The organism is Erwinia sp. V90_4 (assembly GCF_029967685.1).
GTDB lineage: Bacteria > Pseudomonadota > Gammaproteobacteria > Enterobacterales > Enterobacteriaceae > Erwinia > Erwinia aphidicola.
Genome location: NZ_JASCAQ010000054.1, coordinates 128385 through 151038 on the forward strand (window position 1 = coordinate 128385; position 22654 = coordinate 151038).

Genomic DNA, 22654 nt, shown 5'->3' on the forward strand with positions numbered 1-22654 from the left:
GGTTAATGAAATGAACGGTTTGAATGCAATCTGATTTTAACGATTCCGTAACATCCATCACGCTTTGCCGTGATAGGCCAGCTCCATCAACAGCATAAACAGCGGCGTGGTCAGCGCGGAAAACAGCGTGGTGAGCAGCATGCTGGTTGCCGCCGGGCCGGTCAGCGCGTTGAACTGCTGCGACATCAGGTAGACATTGACCCCGACCGACATCGAAGCCAGCAGCACCACCACTTTGCTCTCCAGCGGCGGCAGCCCGATCGCCCATGCCAGCCCCCAGACTACCAGCGGCTGGACAATCAGCTTGATGGTGCTTAGCGCGTAGCTGATGGCCAGCCCTTCTTTGATGCGGTAGCCGGCCAGGCTCATCCCCAGCGCGACCAGCGCCAGCGGCACGGCGATCTGGCCGAGCATAGTGACAGGCTGGTCAACCATTTGCGGCAGCGGCAGCCCGCTCAGGCTAAACGCGGTGCCGGAAAGGATGCCGATAATCAGCGGATTTTTAAGCACGCTTTTCGCGGTATTACCAAAGCCTTTGAGATTCAGCGCGCCGTGTTTAAACCACTCTACCGAAACCGTTGCCAGCGTCCACAGGATCAGGCCGTTGAACACCAGCACCAGCGCAACCGATGGGATAGCCGCATCCCCCAGCATGACGCGGGCAATGGGCAAGCCGAGCAGCACATTATTGGAAAAAATTCCGCCCAGCGCGAATACTGAACCGGCAATACCATCAAGCTTAAACAGGCGTGAAGCAACTACCCTACCCAGTGCGAACACCAGCAGGCAGCCGCCGAAAAAGGCAATCAGCAGGCGGCCATCAACCGGCGGGCCCTTACTGAAGTCGCACATCAGGCGGAACAGCATCGCCGGAAGCGCGACGCGAAACACCAGGCGGTTAATTGCTTCGGTAATGCTTTCCGGCCAGTGACGCCAGCGCACCAGCAGCCAGCCCAGTGCAATCAGGACAAACAGCGGCATGGCAATCAGCATCTGGTGTAGCAGCGTGGCTATCAGCGGCATGAAAACTCCGTCTCGCGGCCGGAAGCATCCGGCCGAAGTGGTTCAGGATTAGATCAGATGAGCGATACGCAGTTCAGCTTTCAGATAGGCGTAATAAACCGGCGCAGCCACCACGCCAGCCAGCCCAAAAGCGGATTCAAACACCAGCATCGCCAGCAGGATCTCCCAGGTCTTGGCGCTGATGCGGCTGCCAAAGATGCGCGCATTAATGAAGTATTCCAGCTTGTGGATCAGGATCAGGTAAATCAGAGCGATCAGCGCCGCTTCCAGCGAAATCGAGAGACCGATCAGCACAATCACCGTGTTGGAAATCAGGTTACCAATAATCGGCAGCAGCCCGGCAATAAAGGTCAGCACTACCACGGTTTTGGCAAACGGGAAATGCAGCCCGAACAGCGGCAGGATGCCAAACAGGAAACCGCAGGTCAGCACGGTATTCACCAGCGAGACTTTGATCTGCGCAAACACCACGTTGTGGAAGGCGGCAGCCAGCGTAGTCAGGCGGTCAAGCATCGCCTGCTTCAGCGGCGCTTCCGGGCGCTGGCCGCTACTGTTACGCAGCGAGATAATCGCCCCCAGCAGCATGCCGATCAGCATGGTGGCAAAGGTATGCGCCGCCGTGCGGCCAAAGGTCTGCACCACCACCAGATGCTCACGCAGCCAGGTGACGACCTGATTTTGCAGCTCGTCGATGTCCGAGGGCAGATAGCGCACGATCACTGGGGACAGCGTGCGCTGGGCATCTTCAAGCAGTTTGGTGGCGGTAGCGTGGAAAGCGGCGGGGTTCTGGAAATCGTGCAGCAGGAAGCCAATCAGTTTGGTGATGCCGGTCACCAGCGCGAGGATAACCACCACGCTGAGGAACAGGATGCTGATCCAGCGGGCTATCTGCCCTTTCACCAGCCGCTCAACCAGCGGAGTCAGGGCCAGGATAGTTTCATAGACGATAAACCCGGCGAGAAAACAGGGCAGTAAACGCAGGGGGAAGATGGCGAACAGCGCGATAAAAATCAGGCCATAACTGGCGGCCTGACAGAGCTGCGACCGATTAACATTCCGTATTTCCATGACAAGTCCTGTCTTAAAGGAAAAAAATGAAGCGAATTCAGACAGTATACTATGCCATACCAGGATTTGGCTGAACTAAGCGCGGGTTTAGGACTGATGTTGCAGCAGATCCTGATACCAGCGCGCGGCGACGTCGGGATGGGAGCGAAGTCGCCCTTTCAGATAGTTCCAGCCAACGTCGCGCAATAGCGGGTTGTCGGGATCGCTGGCCGGGCCCTGAGCCAGGCTGGCAATATTTTCGGGCAGCGTGAATACCGGCACTACGGCATCCAGCTGAGCACCGAGAAAGAAGGCGATCGACAGCTGGTCTTGATTGGCTGGCGGCGCCACCACACGGTGAACCGTAGCGCGCAGATAGCCGTTGCTGGCCAGCTCCAACAGCTCTCCAATGTTGACCACAAACGCCCTTTCCAGCGGAATTGCGTCGATCCACTGCCCGGGGGCAACTTCCACCTGAAGCCCGCGCTGACGGTCCTGCAACAGAAAGCTGAGGAAGCCGGAATCTTTGTGTGCACCCACCCCTTGATCCGAGGTGTTCTCTGTCCGTCCGGGATAGCGGATAAGCTTGATATGTTCGTTGGGCTACTGGTATTCACAGTGGGCGCAGAGCTGGGCAGCTTACGGCAATATGTACACCGCGCTGATGGTGATGGCGCTGCTTTTTTCTTCGCTGATTGCCCTACTGTTTGCCGTCCGTGACCGTGCGCTGGCATGGCAGCGTGGCGCGGTGAAATGGTAGAGATAACAGGGCCGACCTTCTTACCATCGGCCCAATCTGTCAGGCATGTGCAGCAATCTGCACCTGGCGGCGCCATGCACCCGGCGACTGGCCGAACTGGCGCTTGAAGCTGCGGTTAAAGGACTGCTGGGAGTCAAAACCAAAACTGATCGCCACATCCAGAATCGGCTCACCGCCCCGTGCGAGGCGTTCAGCGGATTTTTTCAGACGGCGTTCACGGATATATTCACCAAGGGCATAGCCTGTATGCTGTTTGAACATGCGCTGCAGGTGCCATTTCGAGTAGCCGGCGCGCGTGGCCACGGTGTCTAAATCCATCTTCCCTTCAATGTGAGTGTCGATCCACTTAACCAGATCGCTAATAAAATCATCATGGCTCATCGGTGTTCCCCTGATTCTGTTTTTTGACGCGGTTTTTTTATCGACCTTTGCGTTGCCTTGACCTGTCTCACTGCCAGGTGTAAAAGGTAACTTTGACGAATGCACTTAATAAAGTTAAGACAGGAACGGCTATAATGCAAGTTTTATTGTTGCATTAAATTTAGGAATAAGTGCGATCTGGCAGAAGTCAGGGGCGACCAGCAAACGGGTCACCCCAACGGGATTCGGGAAGGATGAGTCAGGGAGTTAAATCAGGAGGCGCAGCGCTGCGGTTCTGGTTCGCTCACTTCGCTGCGTTGCAGAATGTCATGCAGAGCATCGGCTACGGTGCGTTTAGCCAGCACGTCCAGCGAGGCCTGTTCAGCCTCTTTCGCCAGCTGTTTAAAGTACCAGCAGGCATTGGCGCTTACGACACAGCATGGCTCCACTTCCGGGCGCCCCGCCATCAGCGGCTTATCTTCAATCACCGAAGTGTAGATATCACACAGGGTGATCTCTTCTGCCGGGCGGCCCAGGCGCGTGGTGCCACAGCGCCCCAGCGTAGAGACAATAATACCGTCGCGGGTCAGCGGCACCATCATTTTGCGCACAAAACTCGGGTTGGCCTTAAGACCATCAGCCAGAATTTTGCTGGTGCAGCGAAGCCCTTCGCGATCCGCCTTAGCAATGCATAACACCATCTGCAGGGCGGTAGGAAAACGAATATCAAGCATGATGTGATCCTTGCTTTTTGCTGTTCATCTGCGGATGAATAACGGTAATAAAAGCATTAAAAATCAGTCAAATATAAAAACACTATTTCGATAATATAACAAACATTGTTGCATTTTTGAAGCCACCCACTAAGCGATATGGGCTATTGGCGATATCATGATGATTTACGGGGGCTTTATTACCAGGCACCCGCAAGTGCCTTAAGTCTGCTCAGGCTTTTTTAGCGCCGTCCTGCAAATAGCGATACACCACCGACAGGTCTTTATCCCCGTAACCGGCATCCACCGCGCCCTGCCACTGGGTGGCAATCGCCTTGAGGCCCGGCAGCGGCTGGTTTCCAGCAGCATCAAGCGCCAGGCGAGCATCCTTTAACGCCCACGTCAGCTGCATTTGCGCCGGGTACTCCCCTTCTGCAATCATCGCCAGCTTGCCCTTAACGTAGGGCGCAGCCAGCGGGCCGCCATCCAGCACCTGCCAGAAATCGTCCGGCGAGAAACCTAACTGCTCGGCCAGACGCGTACTTTCTGCCAGCCCCTGCACCATAGACACCAGCCAGGCGTTAGCCACCAGCTTCATTCTGGAACCGGCTCCTGCTTCACCCAGCCATTTCGCCCCTTTCGAAATTGCAGCAAACACCGGTTCAACTGCGGCAGCGCGCCCACGATCGCCGCTGGCGAGCACCAGAATTTGTCCCTGCTCTGCCGGAGCTTTAGTCCCGGAAACCGGGGCATCGACCGGGACCACATCCGGACGCTGCGCCTGGATGTTTTGCAGCAGTTGTTCCGTTGCCTCAATGCCGATAGTGCCCATCTGACACAGCACCGCGCCATTTTTCAGCGCCGGCAGGATAAGTTCGCAGGCCGCCAGCGTAGTGGCGCCGTCGGACAGCATCACCAGCACCACGTCCGCATTGGCCACCGCTTCCTGCGGGCTGTCGCACAGTGTTAGCCCGGCGGACTCGAGATCTTCTCCGCGCGAGCGCGTGCGGTTCCAGGCACTGACGCTGAAAGAATTTTTTAACAGGTTGGCAGCGAAGGCATGGCCCATGGCACCCAGACCGAGTACCGCAACCGTTGGCAGTTGATTCATAGCGTGATCCCTTGTTTTTTAACGATTCAGATAGATTCAGGCACGCCTTAGCCCGACAAGTTCAATCGGTAATGCGTTTTAGGGCCGCAGCGCTCTGTTCATCATCAGGGATATACACCAGCAGGCGATCCCCGTTGCGCGGTGCGGACCACCAGTTATTCTGGCGCAGGGTGATGATGCCGACTTCAGGGTGATAGAAGCGTTTAACGTGGTTGTCGATGGCGCGGATCGTCAAGATGCTCTCCCATCTGGGTGCGAAACAGCGCCACCATATGCGGCATCAGCTGTTCCTGATCGGCCACCGCCTGCCGCCACTGCGGATGGGTGAATGCCAGCAGAATACAGTTGCGATCCTCCGGGGGAATAGTCTCCAGGTCGACATTCATCAGGCGGCACCACGCCGGGTTGTATCCGAGAATATCGAAGCGCGGCGTCTGGATATTGGCCGGCAGCGGATTAAGGCTGTCGAGCAGGATCTGCCCGTGCGCCGACACTTTGGCACAGGCTTTGGCCGCTGCCATCACCGGGGTGGGATGGCCCGCCAGCCGAAACAGGTGTTGCGTTTCCGCTTCGTTACACTGTAACGCTGTCGCAATCGAAGCCAGCGTTTTTGGCGATGCTTTAATCTTGCGCCCTGGTCCAGCCAGGTGTACCAGGTCACGCCAACATCCGCCACCTTACATGCAACCCCGATCCAGCTGGAGCTGATTGTCGCCATTTACGGTATCGCCTTCGCCGTCAGCCTGGCGATGGGCAGCCGCCTGGGGGATAACTTCGGCCGCCGCCGCATTTTCAGCATCGGCGTGCTGCTGTTTGGCATCGCCTCCCTGCTGTGCGGTATCACCCCCGGCGTCTGGACGCTGCTGCTGGCGCGTGCCTTACAGGGCGTTGGCGCGGCGCTGGTGGTGCCACAGATCCTCGCCACGCTGCATGTCTCGCTACACGGTCGTGAACATTCGCGGGCGCTGGGCCTGTACGGTGGTATCGGTGGAATGGCGTTTATTATCGGCCAGGTACTGGGCGGTTTCCTGATTAATGCTAATCCCGGCGGCTACGGCTGGCGCAGCGTGTTCCTGATTAATATCCCGCTCTGCCTGCTGGTCCTGCTGCTGGCGCCGCGCACCATTCCGGAAACGAAAAAGCAGCAGCGCGTCCCCATCGACTGGGCAGGAACCTTTTATCTCGCCGGAGCCATTGGCTGCCTGCTGGTTGCACTGGCGTTAGGGCCGCTGTTCCACTGGTCGTGGCCGTGCATCGCCCTGCTCGCCGCCTTTCCACTGCTGCTTAAGCGCCTGTGGCAGGTGGAAAAACGCATCGAGCAACAGGGCGGTGCCCCTCTGTTACCGCCCTCGCTGATGCAGCTGCACGGCGTGCGCTTCGGTCTGTCGATCGCCGTGCTGTTCTTCTCCTGCTGGAGTGGCTTTATGTTTGTCGTGGCGCTGACGCTGCAGTCGGGCCTCGGCATGAGCGCCTTCCAGTCGGGCAATGCTTTTATTGCGCTGGGCGTGGCCTACTTTATCGGCTCGCTGCTGTCCGCCCGCGTGGTGGAACGCATAGGTAAACTGCCGACGCTGCTGACCGGCTGCGCGATCCAGATGGCCGGGCTGATCGGGCTGATGATCACCTTCAACAGCAGCTGGCAGCAGATGGGCATACTGAGCCTGGCGCCGGCAACGGCGCTGATTGGCTTTGGGCAGTCGTTTATCGTCAGCTGCTTTTTCCGTATTGGTCTGGCGGAAGTGCCGAAAGACCACGCTGGCTCAGGCAGTGCGATGCTCTCCACGGTACAGCAGGCGGCATTTGGCCTGGGTCCGATGGTACTGGGAACGGTGTTCAGCCAGATGCTGCAACCTCACGGCAACTACCTGCATGCGGTACTGGCTGCACTGGGTGCCGAGTGGCTGATTATGCTGGCTCTGGTGGTGCGGGCGCTGATGTCCCGGCGCAGGATGGCGGTTCAGGCGGGGTAATTTGCCCGCGCTAAAGGGTCAGGCGCGCCTGACCCATCATCTTTACAACAGTTTCCGAATATCCTGGCGAAGATGCACCGTCACCGACGGCTGGCTAAGCACGCAAAACACCGTCACTAACAGCATCACCAGCGTGGCGATCAACAGCAGGCGAACGTTTAGCATAGGATGACCTGGGCCTCGACGCGCTGAGTGGGTGTAAAGCGCAGGCGGTTGCCGCTCATGGTCCAGACTTCAATAAGTTGTGGAGATGTGCGGATCATCGCCAGTTTGACCAACCCGCCAAACTGACGCAGCTGATGGTTAAGGGTTAACTGTTTTGCCTGAATAGTCATGATTTACCCTCGGTGGGTTAGGTATCACTGCGTGAAATGTAAATTTAATTTTCTACGCGAAATATTACCAGGCAGTCCGCTGACGGGGAATGACGTGGATCAATAATTAGTTGCGGTGATTGATTGATGGGGCGTTCTGGCAGGCCAGTAAACTGACCTGCCGTGTGACTGAAAGTCAGAAAATTGAGCGACCGATGCGCTCGGAGAGTAATTCCAGCATCGCCGTTCCGGCCAGCGAGTTGCCCTGGCTGTCCAGCTCTGGCGACCAGACGGCGATGCTCATTTCGCCCGGCACTATCGCGATAATCCCACCGCCGACGCCCGATTTCCCCGGCATTCCGACGCGCCAGGCAAACTCCCCCGCTCCGTCATACATCCCGCTGGTCACCATCAGCGCATTTATCTGGCGGGTCTGTTTCGGCGTGAGCAGCGCCTCCCCCTGCCCCAATCCGCGCCCGTGATTGGCCAGATAGAGGAAGCAGCGCGCCAGCTCAACGCAGCTCAGGGTCATGGAGCAGTAGTGGAAATAGGTTTGCAGCACGGTGGGTACGTCGTTGGCAAAATTATTAAACGACTTCATCAGCCAGGCAATGGCCGCGTTGCGCGCCGAATGCTCATATTCAGAGCGTGCCACATGGCGGTCATAGCTGATTTCCGCTTCCTGCGTCAGGCTGCGCACCACTTCCAGCATGCGCTGACGCGGGGCGGTCAGGCGCGTTTCCAGCATATCGCACACCACCAACGCCCCGGCATTGATAAACGGGTTGCGCGGTTTGCCCTGCTCCAGCTCCAGCTGCAGCAGCGAATTAAACGGCTGGCCGGAGGGTTCTTTGCCCACGCGCTGCCAGATTTCGCTGTCCTGATAGCGCGTCAGGGCCAGCGTCAGCGACAGAACTTTAGAGATCGACTGGATGGAGAAACGCTCCTGCGCGTCACCGGCCTGATAAACCGTGCCGTCCAGCATGCAGACGGCAATGCCAAGCCGATCGGCAGGCACCTCTGCCAGTGCCGGAATATAGCTGGCGACCTTGCCCTGGCCAATTAACGGCCGCACCTGCTGCACAATGTCTGCCAGTAACTCATTATTCAGAACGCTTTCCACTGCCCTTCCCCTGCTGTCGCCTTTACGGGCGGAATTATCGCGCGATTTTGCCGCCTGACGGCACGCAGGTCAAATATCCGCAGGCGAAAAAAAATTGCTTCTGGATCACATTGTTCGAACAATTTGCTTTACAATTATTTTGAATTTTCTATTTCATCTGACGACTAAATAAAAGACAATATCCCGACTTGTTCTGTGGCCCGGCGTTACGGGTAATCTTTCCTCAACCACAGCGTTAATCTCAATGCAATCAACTACTGTTTCCCGCAAGACCGCATGGCTGCGCGTGGTGATGCTCGCCATTGCTGCGTTTATTTTTAACACTACTGAATTTGTGCCGGTGGGGCTGCTGTCGGACATTGGCGCCAGTTTTTCTATGCAAACGGCGCAGGTCGGGCTGATGCTGACCATCTACGCCTGGGTAGTTGCCCTGATGTCGCTGCCAATGATGCTGCTGACGCGTAATGTCGAGCGCCGCCTGCTGTTGATTGTGATTTTTGTGCTATTTGTTGCCAGTCACGGGCTCTCTGCCATTGCCTGGGATTTCAATACGCTGGTGATCTCACGTATCGGCATCGCCTTCTCGCACGCCATTTTCTGGTCGATCACCGCGTCGCTGGCGATCCGCGTGGCGCCGCCGGGCAAGAAAACTCAGGCGCTGAGCATGCTGGCAACCGGCACCGCGCTGGCGATGGTGCTCGGCCTGCCCATTGGCCGCATGATTGGTCAGCTGCTGGGCTGGCGCATTACCTTTGCGGTGATTGGTGCGGTAGCGCTGGTCACCATGCTGCTACTGATGAAGCTGCTGCCTAAGCTGCCAAGTGAACATACCGGGTCGCTGAAAAGCGTGCCGATGCTGTTCCGCCGCCCGGCGCTGGTTTCGCTGTATATCCTGATTGCGGTCACGGTGACGGCGCACTACACCGCTTACAGCTATATCGAACCGTTTATTCAGGGCGTCGCCGCGCTGAGCGCCGGGTTTACCACCTTCCTGCTGCTGATTTTTGGCGCGGCGGGCATTGTCGGCAGCGTGCTGTTCAGCATGTTTGGCAATAAATATCCGGCGACTTTCCTGCTGGGTGCCATCGCGTTAATTACGCTGTGCATGCTGTCGCTCTATCTTGCGGCGACGCATATGCTGGCGATCTCCACCCTGTGTATTATCTGGGGCATGGCGATGATGATTATCGGGCTGGCGGTGCAGGTACGCGTACTGGCGCTGGCACCGGATGCCACCGACGTGGCGATGTCGCTGCTGTCAGGGATTTACAATATCGGTATCGGCGGCGGTGCGCTGCTGGGTAACCAGGTGAGTCTGCATCTGAATATGGCCAGCGTAGGCTATGTGGGTGGCGCGATTGGCCTGGTATCACTGCTGTGGTGTGCATGGAGTATGAAGCGTTATCCGCAGCTGCGGTTGAATGGGTAGCAACTCGTCAATGTATTGTTGGGTGCAGGCACGGCCTGCCAATAAATCGTAGGGGTCAGGCATGCCTGACCCTTTTTTTTACGCCAGATAAAACACGGATAGCAACTCTGCGCTGACGGGGCTGTGGTCGGCATTGGACGGCATCAGTTCACTCATCGACTGCCACCAGCGCTGGCACACCTCGGTTTGTGCCACCGCGTTCCAGCGCTCCTCCGACTCTATCTCCACCGTGGCAAACAGCAGGTTGCGCGGTGCATCCAGAAAAATACTGTAGTGATGCGCACCGTGCGCCTTCAGCGTCTGCGCCAGCTCTGGCCAGATGGGGTTATGCCGCTGCTGATACTCCCGGTGCTTATCCGGGTGTACCTGCATGACAAAGGCTTTACGCAACATGGTTATGCTTCGCTTCCAGCGCTGCGCGCCAGGGTTTCACACCAAAGCGTTCGCCCAGTGCCACCAGTTCTTCAGTGGTAATACTCTGCTTCATCCCGCCCATCGACAGCACTTTAACCACCACTTCGGATGACTTCTCGGCGGTATCGATCAGGCCAAAGGTCTCATCAAGGGTTGGCCCCGCGCCGAAAATGCCGTGGAAAGGCCACATCACCAGCGTATGTGACTCCATCTTTTTGGCGGTAGCCGTACCGATACCGTCGGTGCCCGGCACCATCCACGGCACAATGCCGACGCCGTCCGGGAACACCACCAGACATTCGGTACTGCCTTCCCACAGCAGGCGGGTAAAGCTGGCGGAGTCGAGATCGACGACGTAGCTCAGCGCCATAAAATGAGTAGCGTGACAGTGCATTATCACGCGGTCGGCGCCGTGAGTGACGGTTTTGCGCACGCTGTGCGACTGGAAGTGGGAAGCCAGCTCAGAGGTCGGCACGCCACCGTTGCTCAGGCCCCAGTGAATGGTAAAGGCCCGGCCGTCGGCGCTGACGCGCAGCAGCACCAGGCAGTCTGCCGGGTCGAGCTGCACATTGCGGAAAAACTTGCCGGAGCCGGTGACGAGGAACCAGTCATTCGCCAGCTGAGGCGCGGGCTGGCTCAGTTCCAGGGTGCGTGGCTCGCGGTAAAAATCAGCGGCAAAGGGCTGCACTTCTTCATCCAGCAGGCGCAGCGACACGTTGCCGCCGTTGCGTTCATCCCAGCCCTTCAGCCACATATCGGTGGTGGCTTTCACCATGCCCTGGACAAACCAGGAGTTGAGAATCTGTTGCATCTGTTTACCCTTAACGTTGGCTGAGAATCTGTTGTTCGTAATGGCGCACATCGCCTAACCAGCTGGCCCCGGCGGGCACATCGTGACGCAGGCACCACGCTTCCCATACCGCCTGCCACGGCAGGGATTTCTGCTCCTCCAGCAGCGCCAGTCGTGCCGTGTAGTCCCCGCTGTTTTCCAGCTTTTTCAGCGTTTCTACCGGCTCCAGTAGCGCACGCAGCAGCGCTTTTTTCGCATTACGCGTGCCGATGACCCAGGCGGCAATACGGTTGATGGAAGCATCAAAGAAGTCGAGGCCGATATGCACCTTATCGAACAGCTGCTGACGCACGATTTCGCTGGCGATTGCCTGAGTTTCATCATCCAGCAGTACCACATGGTCGCTGTCCCAGCGCACCGGGCGGCTGACGTGCAGCAGCAGGCGCGGCACGTACAGCATGGCGGTAGAAATTTTGTCGGAGATCACTTCGGTCGGATGGAAGTGCCCGGCGTCGAGCGTCAGCGCGGTCTGGCGGCTGGCGGCATAGCCGAGGCAGAATTCGTTGGAACCGACGGTGTAGCTCTCCGCCCCGATGCCGAACAGCTTGCTTTCCACGGCGTCAATATGGTGCGCCGGGTCGAGCTTCTCGCTGATGATGGCATCCAGCGAATTCATCAGGCGCTGGCGCGGTGCCAGGCGGTCCACGGTGAGATCTTTCATGCCGTCCGGCACCCAGATGTTCATCACCGACGGCGTGCCCAGCTGCGCACCGAAATAGGCCGAGACTTTGCGGCTGGCCTGGCAGTGTTCGATCCAGAACTGGCGGATCTCCTCGTTACCGTGGGCCAGGGTAAACCCCTCGGCGCTCAGCTCGTGCGAGAAGCAGCTCGGGTTAAAATCCAGCCCTAAACCGCGCTGCTTCGCCCAGTCGACCCAGCCGGCAAAGTGCTGCGGCTTAATTTCATTGCGTGCCACCGGCTGCTCACTTTCCAGATAAATAGCATGCAGGTTGAGGCGTTTCGGGCCAGGGATCAGCGCCATCGCCCGATCGAGGTCCGAACGCAGCTCTTCGACATTGCGCGCACGTCCCGGATAGTTACCGGTTGCCTGGATACCGCCGGTCAACGCGCCCTGCGGGTTTTCGAAGCCGCGCACGTCATCCCCCTGCCAGCAGTGCATGGAAACCGGCAGCTGATCCAGCTGCTTCAGTGCGGCTTCCACATCGACGCCGATATCGGCAAAACGCTGTTTTGCCAGGGCATATGCCTGTTCGATAGCCTGAGTCATATACAAAGCTCCTTCGCTGTTTGGGTCAGTGACTGAAAGCGCGCCAGACTGCGGCGAAACGCGTCACTGCCGTGAGAGTCAAAACGGATAAGTGGGAAGTGCTGGGCGATCTGCTGGCGGAACTGGGTCACATCATTTACCGCGCCAGCGGCGATCAGCTGGCAGCCGATATTGCCGAGCGTGGAGGCTTCCACCGGTCCGGCATACAACGGAATACCGCAGGCATCGGCGCACAGCTGGTTTAAAAACTGGTTCTGGCAGCCGCCGCCAACAATATGCAGCTGGCTGAAGGGCTTACCGCGCAGCTGCTCCAGCTCCTGCAGCACCTGGCGGTAGTAAAGCGCCAGGCTGTCAAAGATGCAGCGCGCCAGCTCGGCCGGGCTGCTGGGCACCGGGGCATTCTGTTCAGCGCAGGCGTCCTGAATTTCGCGCACCATGCTGGCGGGATTAATAAAGCGCTCGTCGTTGGGATTGATCAGCCACGCCGCCGCCTTCTGCTGCTGCGCGTCGGCAATCAGCTGACAGAGATCCTGAATCGCCAGCTCATCGCACACGCGCTGCAGCAGCCATAAGCCCATGATGTTTTTCAGCACGCGAAAACGCCCTTCGGCCCCACCTTCATTGGTGATGTTGGCCTGCTGCGCCGCACTGCTGGTAAACGGCTGGCGGCTCTCAAAGCCCATCAGCGACCAGGTGCCGGAGCTGAGGTAGGCGGCGTTATCGCCGTGAAGTGGCGTGGCCAGCACCGCGCTGGCGGTATCGTGGGTGGCGACGGCCACCACCGCAATCGACTGCCCCGAAGGCGCTGTCCAGTAGCCGACCTGCTTACCCGGCTGCGACGGAGCGCCAAACCAGGCGGGATCTGCACCGCTCCAGCGCAGCAGTTCGCTATCCCACTCACCGCTGGCAATATTGAGCAGCTGGGTGGTGGTGGCGTTGGTGTACTCCCAGTTCAGCCCCCCGGTCAGCCGATAGTGCAGATAGTCCGGGATCAGCAGCGCATGGGCCACCTGGTCCAGTTCGGGCTGATTGTCGCGGCACAGAGCGCGCAGCTGGTAGAGGGTGTTAAAGGGTAAAAACTGGATGCCGGTACGCTGATAAATCCCCTCGCGCCCCAGCTCACGGCAGGCGGCAGCCATCACGCCGTCGGTGCGATGGTCACGATAGGCCACCGGCAACCCGACGCGCTCGCCCTGCGCATTCAGCAGCACGTAGTCCACGCCCCAGGTGTCGATACCGATGCTCTGCGGCACGATGCCGCGCCGATCGATCTTCTCTAAGGCGGCAATAATAAAGGCTTCCAGCGCGTCGAGATCCCAGCACTGACGATGGTTAATCGTCACCAGTTGATTCACGCAGCGGCTGACTTCTTCCAGCGTTATCGCCCCGGTGTGCGGATGATGGCTGGCCAGCATCACGCGGCCGCTGGAGGCACCGAGATCGACGGCGACATAATGACGTTGGCTCATGAAATAGCTTCCTGATGATTCAATGTCACCAGTGTAAAAGAGCCGGATTCCGCTACCTTCTCGCCACTGCCAGCGAAATTAGCGCGCTGGCAGCAAGGCAAAGATGAACGTGAAGCAGCTCACAGTTCGGTAGCTTGCGGGTTTATTCAAGCGATGTGACCCTGCCCGCAAATCTCACCGTTAGTCGCCCATTTCTTAAAAAAATCACCGGGGTAGTGATATTCCGCTGTCGAAAATTCAAGGTGGCACAGCGCGGCGCTGAGTAGACTCTGTTACCAATATGTAAATGAAGAGTGGGGTTATCATGACCGTGTTACACAGCGTTGATTTCTTCTCAGGCGGGCATTGCCCGGTAGCAATCGAACCGCGTGCGCCGCAGGGCGCCTTCCCCGAGCATTATCATGACGATTTTCATGAGATCGTGATTGTTGAACAGGGTTCCGGTATCCACGTATTTAACGGCCAGTCGCAGCCGCTGTGCAGTGGCTGTGTCTGCTTCGTCCGCGATCACGACCGCCATATGTATGAGCAGACCGATAATCTCTGCCTGACCAACGTGCTGTACCGCGGGCCGGAGTCATTCCGTTTTCTCTCCGGCTTACAGCATCTGCTGCCGCAGGAGCAGGATGGCCACTATCCGTCGCACTGGCGCATCGGTAATAAAGTGCTGGCGCAGGCGCGGCAGCTTATCGGCCAGCTGGAGCAGCGCCCCGCCAACGATTCTCTGGCAAGCCAGGCGGAGCAGGAGATGCACTTTATGCAGCTGCTGGTGCTGCTGCGCCAGGGGTGCAGCGCGGCGCAGAGTGACGATCAGGATAGCCGCCTGCGCGCCCTGCTCGACTGGCTGGCCGACCACTATAGTGAAGATGTGGACTGGGAAGGTTTAGCCGACCGCTTCTCCTTATCGCTGCGCACTCTGCACCGCCAGCTGAAACAGCAAACCGGCAGCACGCCGCAGCGCTATCTCAACCGCCTGCGCCTGCTGGAGGCGCGTCATCTGCTGCGCCACAGCGAAATGCGCGTGACGGATATCGCTTTTCAGTGCGGATTTGGTGACAGCAATCACTTTTCTACCCTGTTCAAGCGGGAATTTGGCTGCTCGCCGCGTACACTGCGACAAAATAACTGATGAGGTGAACCGTGACCGCTCCCCTGCGCCTGGCAAAAGCTGACTATTTTCCGTCTGAACAGATGCCCGTGGCGGTGGCCGAGCGCAGCTCGCAACCCTCCTTCCCGCCGCACGTGCACGAGTTCAATGAGATCGTGCTGGTGTGGCGCGGCAACGGCCTGCACGTGATGAATGACCGGCCGTGGCTGGTGACCTGCGGTGATATCTTTTACGTCAGCGCCGACGACTGTCACAGCTATGAGTCGGTACACGATCTGGCGCTCGACAACATTATCTACTGCCCGGAACGTTTTCAGCTGGCGCTGGACTGGCAACAGCTGCTGCCCTCGCAGGATGCGGGATCGTGGCGCTTAACCACGCGCGGCATGGCGCTGGCGCGTGGGGTGATCCAGCAGCTGGAGCAGGAGAGCCGCAAAAGCGACCTGCTGTCACGCCAGCTAAGCGAAGCGCTGTTCCTGCAGCTGGCGCTGATCCTGCAACGCCACCGCTACGCCTCGGATCGCGCTTATCAGCAGCCTGAAGGGGAGCAGCTCGACCTGCTGATGGCCGCTATTCAGGGGCAGATTGCCACCTCCTTCGATCTGGCGCTGTTCTGCCATCAACACCAGCTGTCTGAACGGGCGCTGAAGCAGCTGTTTCGCCAGCAGACCGGCATGACCATTAGCCACTACGTGCGCCAGCTCCAGCTGTGCCGTGCCAAGTATCTGCTGCGTACCAGCGAGTGCCTGATCGGTGAAGTGGCCGCCCGCTGCGGTTTTGATGACAGCAACTATTTTTCCGTGGTGTTTACCCGCGATACCGGGCTGACGCCCAGCGCGTGGCGCCAGCGCTTTATTCCTCGCGGCCCGATTGCTGCCCCGACGGAAAGCATAAAGGGCTGACCACGGGTCAGCCCTTTTACCCTGCGCAGAGGTGCTAGGACACCATCCCCATCCCCACGATATTTGCCGCGAGGATAATCACAAAGCAACCGACGCTGAGTACGCGCACCGGCGTGCGCCCTACGTTATTCCACTCTTTCAATATCAGGCCGACCAGGCCGCCGCACAGCACGTAGAAGCTCATGTGCAGCATCCAGCTGATAAAGTCGTACTGTGCCGGAATGCGCGCGTGGCCCCAGGCATAGAAGAAGAACTGCAGATACCACATGGTGCCGCCCAGCAGCGAGAGACCAATATTGGCAATCAGCATCGGTTTGACCACCGAGAAGTCCGCTTTCACCGACAGGTTCGACTTTGTCGCCAGGCGGAAGAAGCAGAAGCCAAGGTTAACCAGCGCCCCGCCCCCCATTATCACCACATAGCTGGGCAGCGCCACGTATAGCGGGTCGATGCCCAGCGCAGCGGCGGCTTCATGCATCGGTTTGGCGGCGTCCATCGCAAACGACATGCCGGCGGAGAAGATGCCGCACATCACCGCCAGCACCAGCCCTTTCTTCAGGTTGAACTCTTCGGCGGTAATGCCCATTGCGCGCTCTTTTAACAGACCCGCACGTGAAACGATAGCCACGCCAATCAAGGCTACCAGCACGCCCAACAGCGTCATCCGGCCACCGGCGGAGCTGAACAGCTCAACAAAACGCCCCTGGATCAGCGGCGTCATCAGCGTACCGACCACCAGCGTAATGCCGATTGCGATGCCGATACCCATCGACATCCCGAGGTAGCGCATTGTCAGGCCATAGTTAATGTTGCCCACGCCCCACATCGCGCCGAACAGGAACACCGGCAGCAGCTGGGAGAGCGAAAATGAACTGTAGTAAGCCCAGAAATGCGGCAGCAGCACCGCGCTTACCGCCCACGGCAGCACAATCCACGACATTATGCCGCCGACCGACCACATGGTTTCCCATGACCAGTTACGCACTTTTTTAAACGGAGCATAGAAGCAGGCGGCGCTGGCGGCACCGACCAGATGCCAGAGAATGCCTGAGAGGATGGCTTCACTCATTGTTATTTACCTTGGTTGTTGTTTGCCCTGTGTGGTTTGAGTCTACGGACAAGCCATCCGGTTCAACCTTACGCTGGCTGCCGGGCCTGGCAGCAATCTGGCAAAATTCAGCGCCTTTGCCTTTGCAGGATCACAAATCATACATCTCGACGATCCCACAGGGTGAAAAGCCTGGTCTTTACTAAGCCACTCATATTCTTCACTAAATCGCGAAAATGCCAGCGCCAGCAGCGGCTTCTTGCGATTTTTGCCAGCCTGCTCTCATGGGTGGCAATCAGATCAAGGTGATTCAACGCGCGCTGATGCACCGTCAAAGGCCTGTAACAGCAAACACGCTGTCGGTTAACAATCCCCTATCAAATGTGTCACGGAGAAGCGTCCATGAAGCCTGAACAGCAACAAATGTATATCAACGGTGAGTTTGTCGAGAATCGCGCTGACCGCTGGATCGATGTGATCAATCCGGCAACTGAGGCGCTGCTGTCGCGTATTCCTGAAGGCAGCGTGGAAGACGCGCAGCGCGCGATTGATGCGGCAGAGGCCGCGCAGCCGGGCTGGGAAGCCTTACCCGCGGTGGAGCGTGGGGCCTGGCTGCATAAGATAGCGGCCGGTGTGCGCAGCCGGGCGGCAGAGTTAACCGCGACGATAGTGGCCGAGGGCGGCAAAACTCAGGAGCTGGCAGAAACCGAGGTGCTGTTCACCGCAGACTACCTCGACTATATGGCCGAGTGGGCGCGCCGCTATGAGGGCGAAATTGTGCAGAGCGACCGCGCGCAGGAGAACATTCTGGTGTTCAAGAAAGCCATTGGCGTGACCACCGGGATCCTGCCGTGGAACTTCCCGTTCTTTCTGATTGCGCGGAAAGCCGCCCCGGCACTGCTGACCGGCAACACCATTGTGGTCAAACCGAGCGAGCTGACGCCAAACAATGCGATTATCTTTGCCCAAATCGTGCATCAGATCGGCCTGCCTGCGGGCGTATTTAATCTGGTCACCGGCTATGGCCCGGTGATTGGCCAGGAGCTGGCCGCCAACCCGAAAGTGGGCATGGTGAGCCTGACCGGCAGCGTCGGCGCCGGGATTGCCACGATGCAGGCAGCGGCGAAAAACGTCACCAAAGTGTCACTGGAGCTGGGTGGCAAAGCCCCGGCTATCGTGATGAATGATGCCGACCTCGATTTAGCGGTGAAAGCGATTGTCGCCTCGCGCATGATCAACAGCGGGCAGGTGTGTAACTGCGCGGAGCGCCTCTACGTGCAGGCAGGGGTTTACGACCAGGTGGTGGAGCGCCTGAGCGCTGCATTTAAGCAGGTTACCTTCGGCGACCCGGCTACGCAGAAAGGGTTGGATATGGGGCCGCTGATCACCGCTGCGGCGCTGCAGCGCGTTGAGCAGAAGGTGGCGGATGCGGTTGCCGCCGGGGCGAAAGTGGTTACCGGCGGCAAGCGCGCGGGTAGCACTGGCTTCTTCTTCGAACCGACTCTGCTGACTAACGTTGAGCAGAAAATGAACATCATGCAGGAGGAGACCTTTGGCCCGGTGCTGCCGGTGATGAAGTTCAGCACGCTGGATGAGGCGATCGCGCTGGCCAACGACAGCGAATATGGCCTGACCTCGTCGATCTTCACGCAGAATATCAACACCGCGATGCTGGCGCTGAAGAAGCTGAAGTTCGGCGAAACCTATATTAACCGCGAGAACTTTGAAGCGATGCAGGGCTTCCATGCGGGCTGGCGTAAATCCGGCATCGGCGGCGCGGACGGTCGTCACGGGCTGGAAGAGTATCTGCAAACGCACGTTGCCTATCTGCAATATCAGTAGGCGGATATAGATAAATGGCTGACTGAAATAACTGGCTGACCGGAAAAGAGGGTCAGCCACTACGGGGGCCGAACTGAACAAATGGCTGACCGATGAGGCGTTATCCATTCTGTGCATATCGTTATCAGATCAACTCGTTAAGCCCCCTTCTGCCATTTTGTTATGTTTTTCCCAGCGGATTTATTACCAGGGGATATAACATGAAAAAAACGCTATTCAGCGCACTGCTGGGCGCAATGACCATCGGCAGCACTTTTGCTGCCAATGCCGCCGAAAACACACCGAAAACCGTCAATATCGGCTATCAGAAAGCCAATATTTTTGCGCTGCTGAAGTATCGCGGCACGCTGGATGAGCAGTTTAAAAAGCAGGGTATCGCCGTGCGCTGGGTCGAGTTTCCCGCCGGGCCACAAATGCTGGAAGGGCTGAACGTCGGCAGTATCGACCTGGCGGCAACGGGCGATGCGCCACCGACTTTCGCCCAGGCGGCGCAGGCCGATCTGGTCTACCTGGCCCACTCTCCGGCTAACCCAAAAACCGAAGCCATTGTGGTGCCTGAAAATTCCACCATCAAAACCGTCGCCGATCTGAAAGGCAAGCGCGTCGCGCTGAACAAAGGCTCTGACGTGAACTATCTGCTGGTCAGCGCGCTGGAGAATGCCGGGCTGAGCTACAAGGACATTACGCCGGTTTACCTGCCGCCCGCCGATGCGCGTGCCGCCTTCCAGCGCGGTGCGGTCGATGCATGGGTGATATGGGACCCGTACTACGCGGAAGTGGAAACCAACGCCAAAGCGCGGCTGGTGAAAAATGCCGAAGGGCTGGTGCCGCACTACACCTTCTATCTCGCCAGCCGCAAGTTTGCTGATACCTATCCGCAGACGGCGAAGCAGGTCGTGGATGAGCTGGGAACGTTGAGCGACTGGGCGAATAAACATCCTGAGGATGCGGCGAAAATTCTCGCTACTTCGACCGGCCTGCCGCAGCCTATCTGGCAGCGGGCGCTGGCGAGAATGCCTTATGGCGCCGAGCGAATGACCCCGGCGGTGTTTAAAGAGCAGCAGGCACTGGCGGATAAATTCAGCCAAATCGGCCTGCTGCCGGTCAAAGTGAACGTCAGCTCCGCGACCTGGTCGCTGGATAAATAGTGTAAATCTGGGCCGACCTAAACGGTAGGGGTCGATCATCTTCTTCGATCGACCCTTAATCCATACCTTGTTATTCCCCGTTACCAATCTGCCAGATAAACGTCGGCTCTTTGCCGTTGACTTCCCAGTCCCCGACATTGCGGATCTTATAAATCACCGGATTATGTGAGGCTACCGTGCGGGCATTGCGCCAGTGGCGATCCAGCGCCTTGCTGACGCGGGTATCCGATGCGCCGAGCGCATTAAACAACTCGCTGGCGGCACGCGGCACCAGCTCGCTCGCCACCACCTGCGCCTGCGCCGATTCCAGCTCGGCCAGAACGTTCGCCTGCTGAATGCGCGCTTCATCCCCGCTGTTGTGCAGCTCATAAGCCAGCTGCAGCGAGTGGGCGGCGCGCTGGACCGTGGCTTCCACCGCCCACGCCCAGCTGGATATCTGGCCCACCACCTGCAACACCTGCGCATCATTTTTGACCCGTCCGGCATTGCCGTGGCTGTAGGTGCGCGTGCGGTTTGCCACTCCCGCCGCGGCATCACGCTTCACCGCCCTGCCGATACCGGCCAGCGTTGCCAGTAACACGTGCTGGTAGAACGCGGTCTGATAGCGGAAGCGCTCGCTGAAATCAAAAACGTGCGCCTGCTCCACCCGCGCCTGACGGAAGCGCGTGCTGCCGCTGCCGGTCAGACGCTGGCCGAAGCCATCCCAGTCATCATCACGCTCCACTCCCGCCTGATGGGTATTCACCAGCGCAATCACATCACGGCCGTTATCGCTGCGCTGAGCGTAGACATCAATCCAGTCGGCATACAGTGAGCCAGTGCTGTAGAACTTCTCCCCGTCGAGCTGCCAGCCGTGTTCCACCGGGCTGACTTTGGTGATCACCTCGCCCAGCTTAACAGTGCCGATTTCAGTCCAGCCGCTGCCCACCAGTTCGCCATCGGCAAAACGGCGGAACCAGCTCTGCCGCTGCGCGCTATCTGGCTGATTCAGGCGGTCTTCGACAAAGGCAAAATGCGCGCGCAGCGCCTGCGGTAGATTTGAGTCGGCTTCGGCCAGCTCCGTCAGCAGCTGGAACAGCTGCGGCAGCGTGGCGCCGAATCCGCCCTGCTGTTGCGGAATGCGCAGGGTGCCAAATCCGGCCTCTTTCAGCCAGCGGATCGGTTCCGTGGGCAGCGTGCGCGTGGTTTCACGCTCTACGGCGCCCTCGGCAATACGCGCGAAAATGGGGCGAAAGGCTGCCGCCAGCGCGGCATAGTCAGGGTGAATATCAGACATGGGATCCTCCGGTTTCAGATTGGTCGTCAATATCCTGCCGGGTCGGTTCAAAGCGGATAATCAGCAGGAAAATAATCGGGATAATCGCGGCCAGCGAGACGATCCAGAACATATTGGTGCCGTAGGCAGCCTGCAAAATTGGCAGGATAAACAGCGCCAGCGCGCTGCCAACCCCCGACAGCGAGCGGCCAAAACCGACGCCGGTTGCACGAATATGAGTGGGATAAGAGAGCGCCGGGTAGATCATCATCTGCGCGCCGGGACCGAAGCCTTCGGCAAACAGCCACAGACCGAGCATCAGAATGGCAAACACCACGCCAGGCGTGGCGGTTGGGTGGCCTATCAGCGCCAGCGAGATCAGCGCAATAAACTGCAGCGCGAACCCGGCAATCGCCACGTGGCGCGACGGGAATTTCCATGCCAGGCGCATCCCCAGCAGTCCACCGGTAAAGGCGAACAGCGCATTAAGCCCCAGCGAAGCGGAGATAGTTTCAAATACGCCAGCGCCGAGGAACTGCGCGAGGATCGACGGCAGGAAGAAGGCGATCGCCGTGTATTCGAAGGAGATACAGATATTCATCACCGCCGTGACAATAGTACGTTCACGATACGGCTGGTGAAAAAGCACGCGGAAGCTGACTTTCGGCGGCGCTTTTTTCACCGGCTCGCGTTCGTGGGCTTCCGCCGCGTGGGCGCTGATGCCGTAAGAGTCGCGCAGGATACGTGCCGCCCCTTCCAGATCGCCCTGGTTCGCCGCCCACAGCGGGGACTCATTCATAAATTTGCTGCGCACCGCAATAATCAGCAGGGCTGGCACCGCGCCAAATAGCAGCGAGGCACGCCACAGCCAGTCGGCGTGCTCTTTCGGCAGCAGGAAATACAGCGCGAAGATAATAAAGAAGCAGGCCGACGACGCCGCGTACCACATCGGGCACCACGCGGCTAAACGTGCGGCTTTATTGCCCTTGCCGGTAAATTTGGAGAACTCAGCCAGATAAGCCATCGCCACTGGCAGGTCGATCCCCACGCCGATCCCCATCAGGAAACGCGCACCGATCAGCACCCAGACGTTTGGCGCCAGCCCGGCGGCGATCGCCGAGACCACAAAGAACAGCATATCGGCCATAAATACCGAGTAGCGGCCATATTTATCGGTCAGCCAGCCGCCCAGCAGGTTGCCAACGATGGTGCCGATCATAATCGATGAGGTGACCAGTCCGGTGATTGCCGGGGTTAAGCCGAACTCTTTAACCACATCATCAATACCGTATGAGAGCGTGGTGAGATCGTAGGCATCTAAAAACACCCCGCCGAGCGCCAGAAAGACAATCCAGCGGGCGTAACTGTTTTTACTGGTACTGGTGTTAATTAACTGCGCCACATCACTGACGGAGCGCACCGGTGTTGAGGACGAGGGGGGGGAAATAACACCATCGTCAATATTTAATGTACTCATAGTATCCTCATATTATTTTATTAGCAGGTAACACTGCATTTATAAAGAGGAAGCGCTGTAATA

Annotated in this window: 21 protein-coding genes and 3 pseudogenes; 7 read left to right on the top strand and 17 right to left on the bottom strand. The window is 58.4% G+C overall.

Features of this window, described 5'->3' with window-relative positions:
- Nucleotides 1-57 precede the first annotated feature (57 nt).
- The 3 genes and pseudogenes from QLG07_RS15595 to QLG07_RS15605 form a co-directional block, all read right to left on the bottom strand.
- Complete coding sequence (locus tag QLG07_RS15595; protein ID WP_099754735.1) at nucleotides 58-1023, bottom strand: AEC family transporter; 966 nt, start codon at nucleotides 1021-1023, stop codon at nucleotides 58-60.
- A 48-nt stretch (nucleotides 1024-1071) separates the two neighbouring features.
- A complete protein-coding gene (locus tag QLG07_RS15600; protein WP_048916051.1) occupies nucleotides 1072-2091 on the bottom strand; it encodes an AI-2E family transporter in 1020 nt (339 codons plus the stop codon).
- An 87-nt stretch (nucleotides 2092-2178) separates the two neighbouring features.
- A pseudogene (locus tag QLG07_RS15605) lies at nucleotides 2179-2673 on the bottom strand (2OG-Fe(II) oxygenase family protein); the annotation flags it as partial.
- On the opposite strand from QLG07_RS15605, the pseudogene QLG07_RS15610 reads away from it, so the two are divergent.
- Nucleotides 2669-2830 (top strand): annotated as a pseudogene (locus QLG07_RS15610) (ABC transporter permease); the annotation flags it as partial. The pseudogenes QLG07_RS15605 and QLG07_RS15610 overlap by 5 nt on opposite strands.
- A gap of 39 nt (nucleotides 2831-2869) precedes the next feature.
- Here the strand turns inward: QLG07_RS15610 and QLG07_RS15615 are convergent.
- From QLG07_RS15615 to QLG07_RS15635, 4 genes and pseudogenes are all read right to left on the bottom strand, one after another.
- A complete protein-coding gene (locus QLG07_RS15615; protein WP_048916049.1) occupies nucleotides 2870-3211 on the bottom strand; it encodes a helix-turn-helix domain-containing protein in 342 nt (113 codons plus the stop codon).
- A gap of 251 nt (nucleotides 3212-3462) precedes the next feature.
- On the bottom strand, nucleotides 3463-3924 hold the full coding sequence (locus QLG07_RS15620) for an Rrf2 family transcriptional regulator (RefSeq protein WP_048916048.1): 462 nt from the start codon (nucleotides 3922-3924) through the stop codon (nucleotides 3463-3465).
- A gap of 211 nt (nucleotides 3925-4135) precedes the next feature.
- Nucleotides 4136-5014 carry an NAD(P)-dependent oxidoreductase gene (locus QLG07_RS15625; RefSeq protein ID WP_282469613.1) on the bottom strand — a complete coding sequence of 293 codons (879 nt, stop codon included), beginning with the start codon at nucleotides 5012-5014 and terminating at the stop codon, nucleotides 4136-4138.
- Between the two features lie 61 nt (nucleotides 5015-5075).
- A pseudogene (locus QLG07_RS15635) lies at nucleotides 5076-5535 on the bottom strand (hypothetical protein).
- 126 nt (nucleotides 5536-5661) lie between these two features.
- Between QLG07_RS15635 and QLG07_RS15640 the strand changes: the two are divergent.
- The gene (locus tag QLG07_RS15640; RefSeq protein WP_282469616.1) at nucleotides 5662-6984 is read left to right on the top strand and encodes an MFS transporter; all 1323 of its coding nucleotides are present in this window, start codon (nucleotides 5662-5664) and stop codon (nucleotides 6982-6984) included.
- 42 nt (nucleotides 6985-7026) lie between these two features.
- Here QLG07_RS15640 and QLG07_RS15645 read toward each other — a convergent pair whose 3' ends face one another.
- From QLG07_RS15645 to glsB, 3 genes are all read right to left on the bottom strand, one after another.
- On the bottom strand, nucleotides 7027-7149 hold the full coding sequence (locus tag QLG07_RS15645) for a hypothetical protein (RefSeq protein ID WP_263575952.1): 123 nt from the start codon (nucleotides 7147-7149) through the stop codon (nucleotides 7027-7029).
- Nucleotides 7143-7319: a hypothetical protein gene (locus QLG07_RS15650; protein ID WP_166643179.1), complete on the bottom strand. Its 177-nt coding sequence runs from the start codon at nucleotides 7317-7319 to the stop codon at nucleotides 7143-7145. Before QLG07_RS15650 ends, QLG07_RS15645 begins: the two co-directional genes overlap by 7 nt.
- A gap of 175 nt (nucleotides 7320-7494) precedes the next feature.
- The gene (gene glsB / locus QLG07_RS15655; RefSeq protein ID WP_048916044.1) at nucleotides 7495-8421 is read right to left on the bottom strand and encodes a glutaminase B; all 927 of its coding nucleotides are present in this window, start codon (nucleotides 8419-8421) and stop codon (nucleotides 7495-7497) included.
- 244 nt (nucleotides 8422-8665) lie between these two features.
- On the opposite strand from glsB, the gene QLG07_RS15660 reads away from it, so the two are divergent.
- On the top strand, nucleotides 8666-9850 hold the full coding sequence (locus QLG07_RS15660; RefSeq protein ID WP_048916043.1) for a sugar transporter: 1185 nt from the start codon (nucleotides 8666-8668) through the stop codon (nucleotides 9848-9850).
- A gap of 78 nt (nucleotides 9851-9928) precedes the next feature.
- Here the strand turns inward: QLG07_RS15660 and rhaM are convergent, their stop codons facing one another.
- From rhaM to rhaB, 4 genes are read right to left on the bottom strand one after another with little or no spacing between them, the layout of a single operon-like run.
- A complete protein-coding gene (gene rhaM, locus QLG07_RS15665) occupies nucleotides 9929-10243 on the bottom strand; it encodes an L-rhamnose mutarotase (protein ID WP_048918449.1) in 315 nt (104 codons plus the stop codon).
- Complete coding sequence (rhaD, locus tag QLG07_RS15670; protein ID WP_099754572.1) at nucleotides 10233-11075, bottom strand: rhamnulose-1-phosphate aldolase; 843 nt, start codon at nucleotides 11073-11075, stop codon at nucleotides 10233-10235. Before rhaD ends, rhaM begins: the two co-directional genes overlap by 11 nt.
- A 10-nt stretch (nucleotides 11076-11085) precedes the next feature.
- Nucleotides 11086-12342 carry an L-rhamnose isomerase gene (locus QLG07_RS15675; protein WP_282469617.1) on the bottom strand — a complete coding sequence of 419 codons (1257 nt, stop codon included), beginning with the start codon at nucleotides 12340-12342 and terminating at the stop codon, nucleotides 11086-11088.
- Entirely contained in the window at nucleotides 12339-13811 is a 1473-nt protein-coding gene (rhaB, locus tag QLG07_RS15680; RefSeq protein WP_282469618.1) for a rhamnulokinase, read from the bottom strand. Before rhaB ends, QLG07_RS15675 begins: the two co-directional genes overlap by 4 nt.
- 304 nt (nucleotides 13812-14115) lie before the next feature.
- Between rhaB and rhaS the strand changes: the two genes are divergently transcribed.
- On the top strand, nucleotides 14116-14940 hold the full coding sequence (rhaS, locus tag QLG07_RS15685) for an HTH-type transcriptional activator RhaS (RefSeq protein WP_099754574.1): 825 nt from the start codon (nucleotides 14116-14118) through the stop codon (nucleotides 14938-14940).
- 11 nt (nucleotides 14941-14951) lie between these two features.
- Nucleotides 14952-15821: an HTH-type transcriptional activator RhaR gene (gene rhaR / locus QLG07_RS15690; protein WP_282469619.1), complete on the top strand. Its 870-nt coding sequence runs from the start codon at nucleotides 14952-14954 to the stop codon at nucleotides 15819-15821.
- A gap of 34 nt (nucleotides 15822-15855) precedes the next feature.
- On the opposite strand, the gene rhaT is transcribed toward rhaR, so the two are convergent.
- A complete protein-coding gene (gene rhaT, locus QLG07_RS15695) occupies nucleotides 15856-16890 on the bottom strand; it encodes an L-rhamnose/proton symporter RhaT (RefSeq protein WP_099754576.1) in 1035 nt (344 codons plus the stop codon).
- A gap of 381 nt (nucleotides 16891-17271) precedes the next feature.
- Here rhaT and aldA point away from each other — a divergent pair, with 381 nt between their 5' ends.
- The gene (gene aldA / locus QLG07_RS15700) at nucleotides 17272-18711 is read left to right on the top strand and encodes an aldehyde dehydrogenase (protein ID WP_187498277.1); all 1440 of its coding nucleotides are present in this window, start codon (nucleotides 17272-17274) and stop codon (nucleotides 18709-18711) included.
- 236 nt (nucleotides 18712-18947) lie between these two features.
- Nucleotides 18948-19859, top strand: coding sequence for a sulfonate ABC transporter substrate-binding protein (locus QLG07_RS15705; RefSeq protein ID WP_282469632.1), 912 nt, complete (start codon nucleotides 18948-18950; stop codon nucleotides 19857-19859).
- Nucleotides 19860-19929: 70 nt separating this feature from the next.
- On the opposite strand, the gene QLG07_RS15710 is transcribed toward QLG07_RS15705, so the two are convergent.
- Both QLG07_RS15710 and QLG07_RS15715 read right to left on the bottom strand, forming a co-directional pair.
- A complete protein-coding gene (locus tag QLG07_RS15710; protein ID WP_282469620.1) occupies nucleotides 19930-21135 on the bottom strand; it encodes an acyl-CoA dehydrogenase family protein in 1206 nt (401 codons plus the stop codon).
- Nucleotides 21128-22591 (bottom strand): MFS transporter, encoded by a 1464-nt coding sequence (locus QLG07_RS15715; RefSeq protein ID WP_191149404.1) that lies wholly within the window; start codon nucleotides 22589-22591, stop codon nucleotides 21128-21130. The genes QLG07_RS15710 and QLG07_RS15715 overlap by 8 nt, the downstream gene beginning before the upstream one ends.
- Nucleotides 22592-22654 lie beyond the last annotated feature (63 nt).

Coding starts and splice junctions, on each gene's coding strand:
- QLG07_RS15715 (WP_191149404.1), bottom strand. CDS start 22,591: ATGAGTACATTAAATATTGACGATGGTGTTATTTCCCCCCCCTCGTCC.
- rhaS (WP_099754574.1), top strand. CDS start 14,116: ATGACCGTGTTACACAGCGTTGATTTCTTCTCAGGCGGGCATTGCCCG.
- rhaM (WP_048918449.1), bottom strand. CDS start 10,243: ATGTTGCGTAAAGCCTTTGTCATGCAGGTACACCCGGATAAGCACCGG.
- QLG07_RS15660 (WP_048916043.1), top strand. CDS start 8,666: ATGCAATCAACTACTGTTTCCCGCAAGACCGCATGGCTGCGCGTGGTG.
- aldA (WP_187498277.1), top strand. CDS start 17,272: ATGAAGCCTGAACAGCAACAAATGTATATCAACGGTGAGTTTGTCGAG.
- QLG07_RS15620 (WP_048916048.1), bottom strand. CDS start 3,924: ATGCTTGATATTCGTTTTCCTACCGCCCTGCAGATGGTGTTATGCATT.
- QLG07_RS15710 (WP_282469620.1), bottom strand. CDS start 21,135: ATGTCTGATATTCACCCTGACTATGCCGCGCTGGCGGCAGCCTTTCGC.
- QLG07_RS15645 (WP_263575952.1), bottom strand. CDS start 7,149: ATGCTAAACGTTCGCCTGCTGTTGATCGCCACGCTGGTGATGCTGTTA.
- QLG07_RS15625 (WP_282469613.1), bottom strand. CDS start 5,014: ATGAATCAACTGCCAACGGTTGCGGTACTCGGTCTGGGTGCCATGGGC.
- QLG07_RS15615 (WP_048916049.1), bottom strand. CDS start 3,211: ATGAGCCATGATGATTTTATTAGCGATCTGGTTAAGTGGATCGACACT.
- rhaD (WP_099754572.1), bottom strand. CDS start 11,075: ATGCAACAGATTCTCAACTCCTGGTTTGTCCAGGGCATGGTGAAAGCC.
- QLG07_RS15650 (WP_166643179.1), bottom strand. CDS start 7,319: ATGACTATTCAGGCAAAACAGTTAACCCTTAACCATCAGCTGCGTCAG.
- QLG07_RS15595 (WP_099754735.1), bottom strand. CDS start 1,023: ATGCCGCTGATAGCCACGCTGCTACACCAGATGCTGATTGCCATGCCG.
- rhaT (WP_099754576.1), bottom strand. CDS start 16,890: ATGAGTGAAGCCATCCTCTCAGGCATTCTCTGGCATCTGGTCGGTGCC.
- QLG07_RS15675 (WP_282469617.1), bottom strand. CDS start 12,342: ATGACTCAGGCTATCGAACAGGCATATGCCCTGGCAAAACAGCGTTTT.
- QLG07_RS15705 (WP_282469632.1), top strand. CDS start 18,948: ATGACCATCGGCAGCACTTTTGCTGCCAATGCCGCCGAAAACACACCG.
- rhaB (WP_282469618.1), bottom strand. CDS start 13,811: ATGAGCCAACGTCATTATGTCGCCGTCGATCTCGGTGCCTCCAGCGGC.
- QLG07_RS15600 (WP_048916051.1), bottom strand. CDS start 2,091: ATGGAAATACGGAATGTTAATCGGTCGCAGCTCTGTCAGGCCGCCAGT.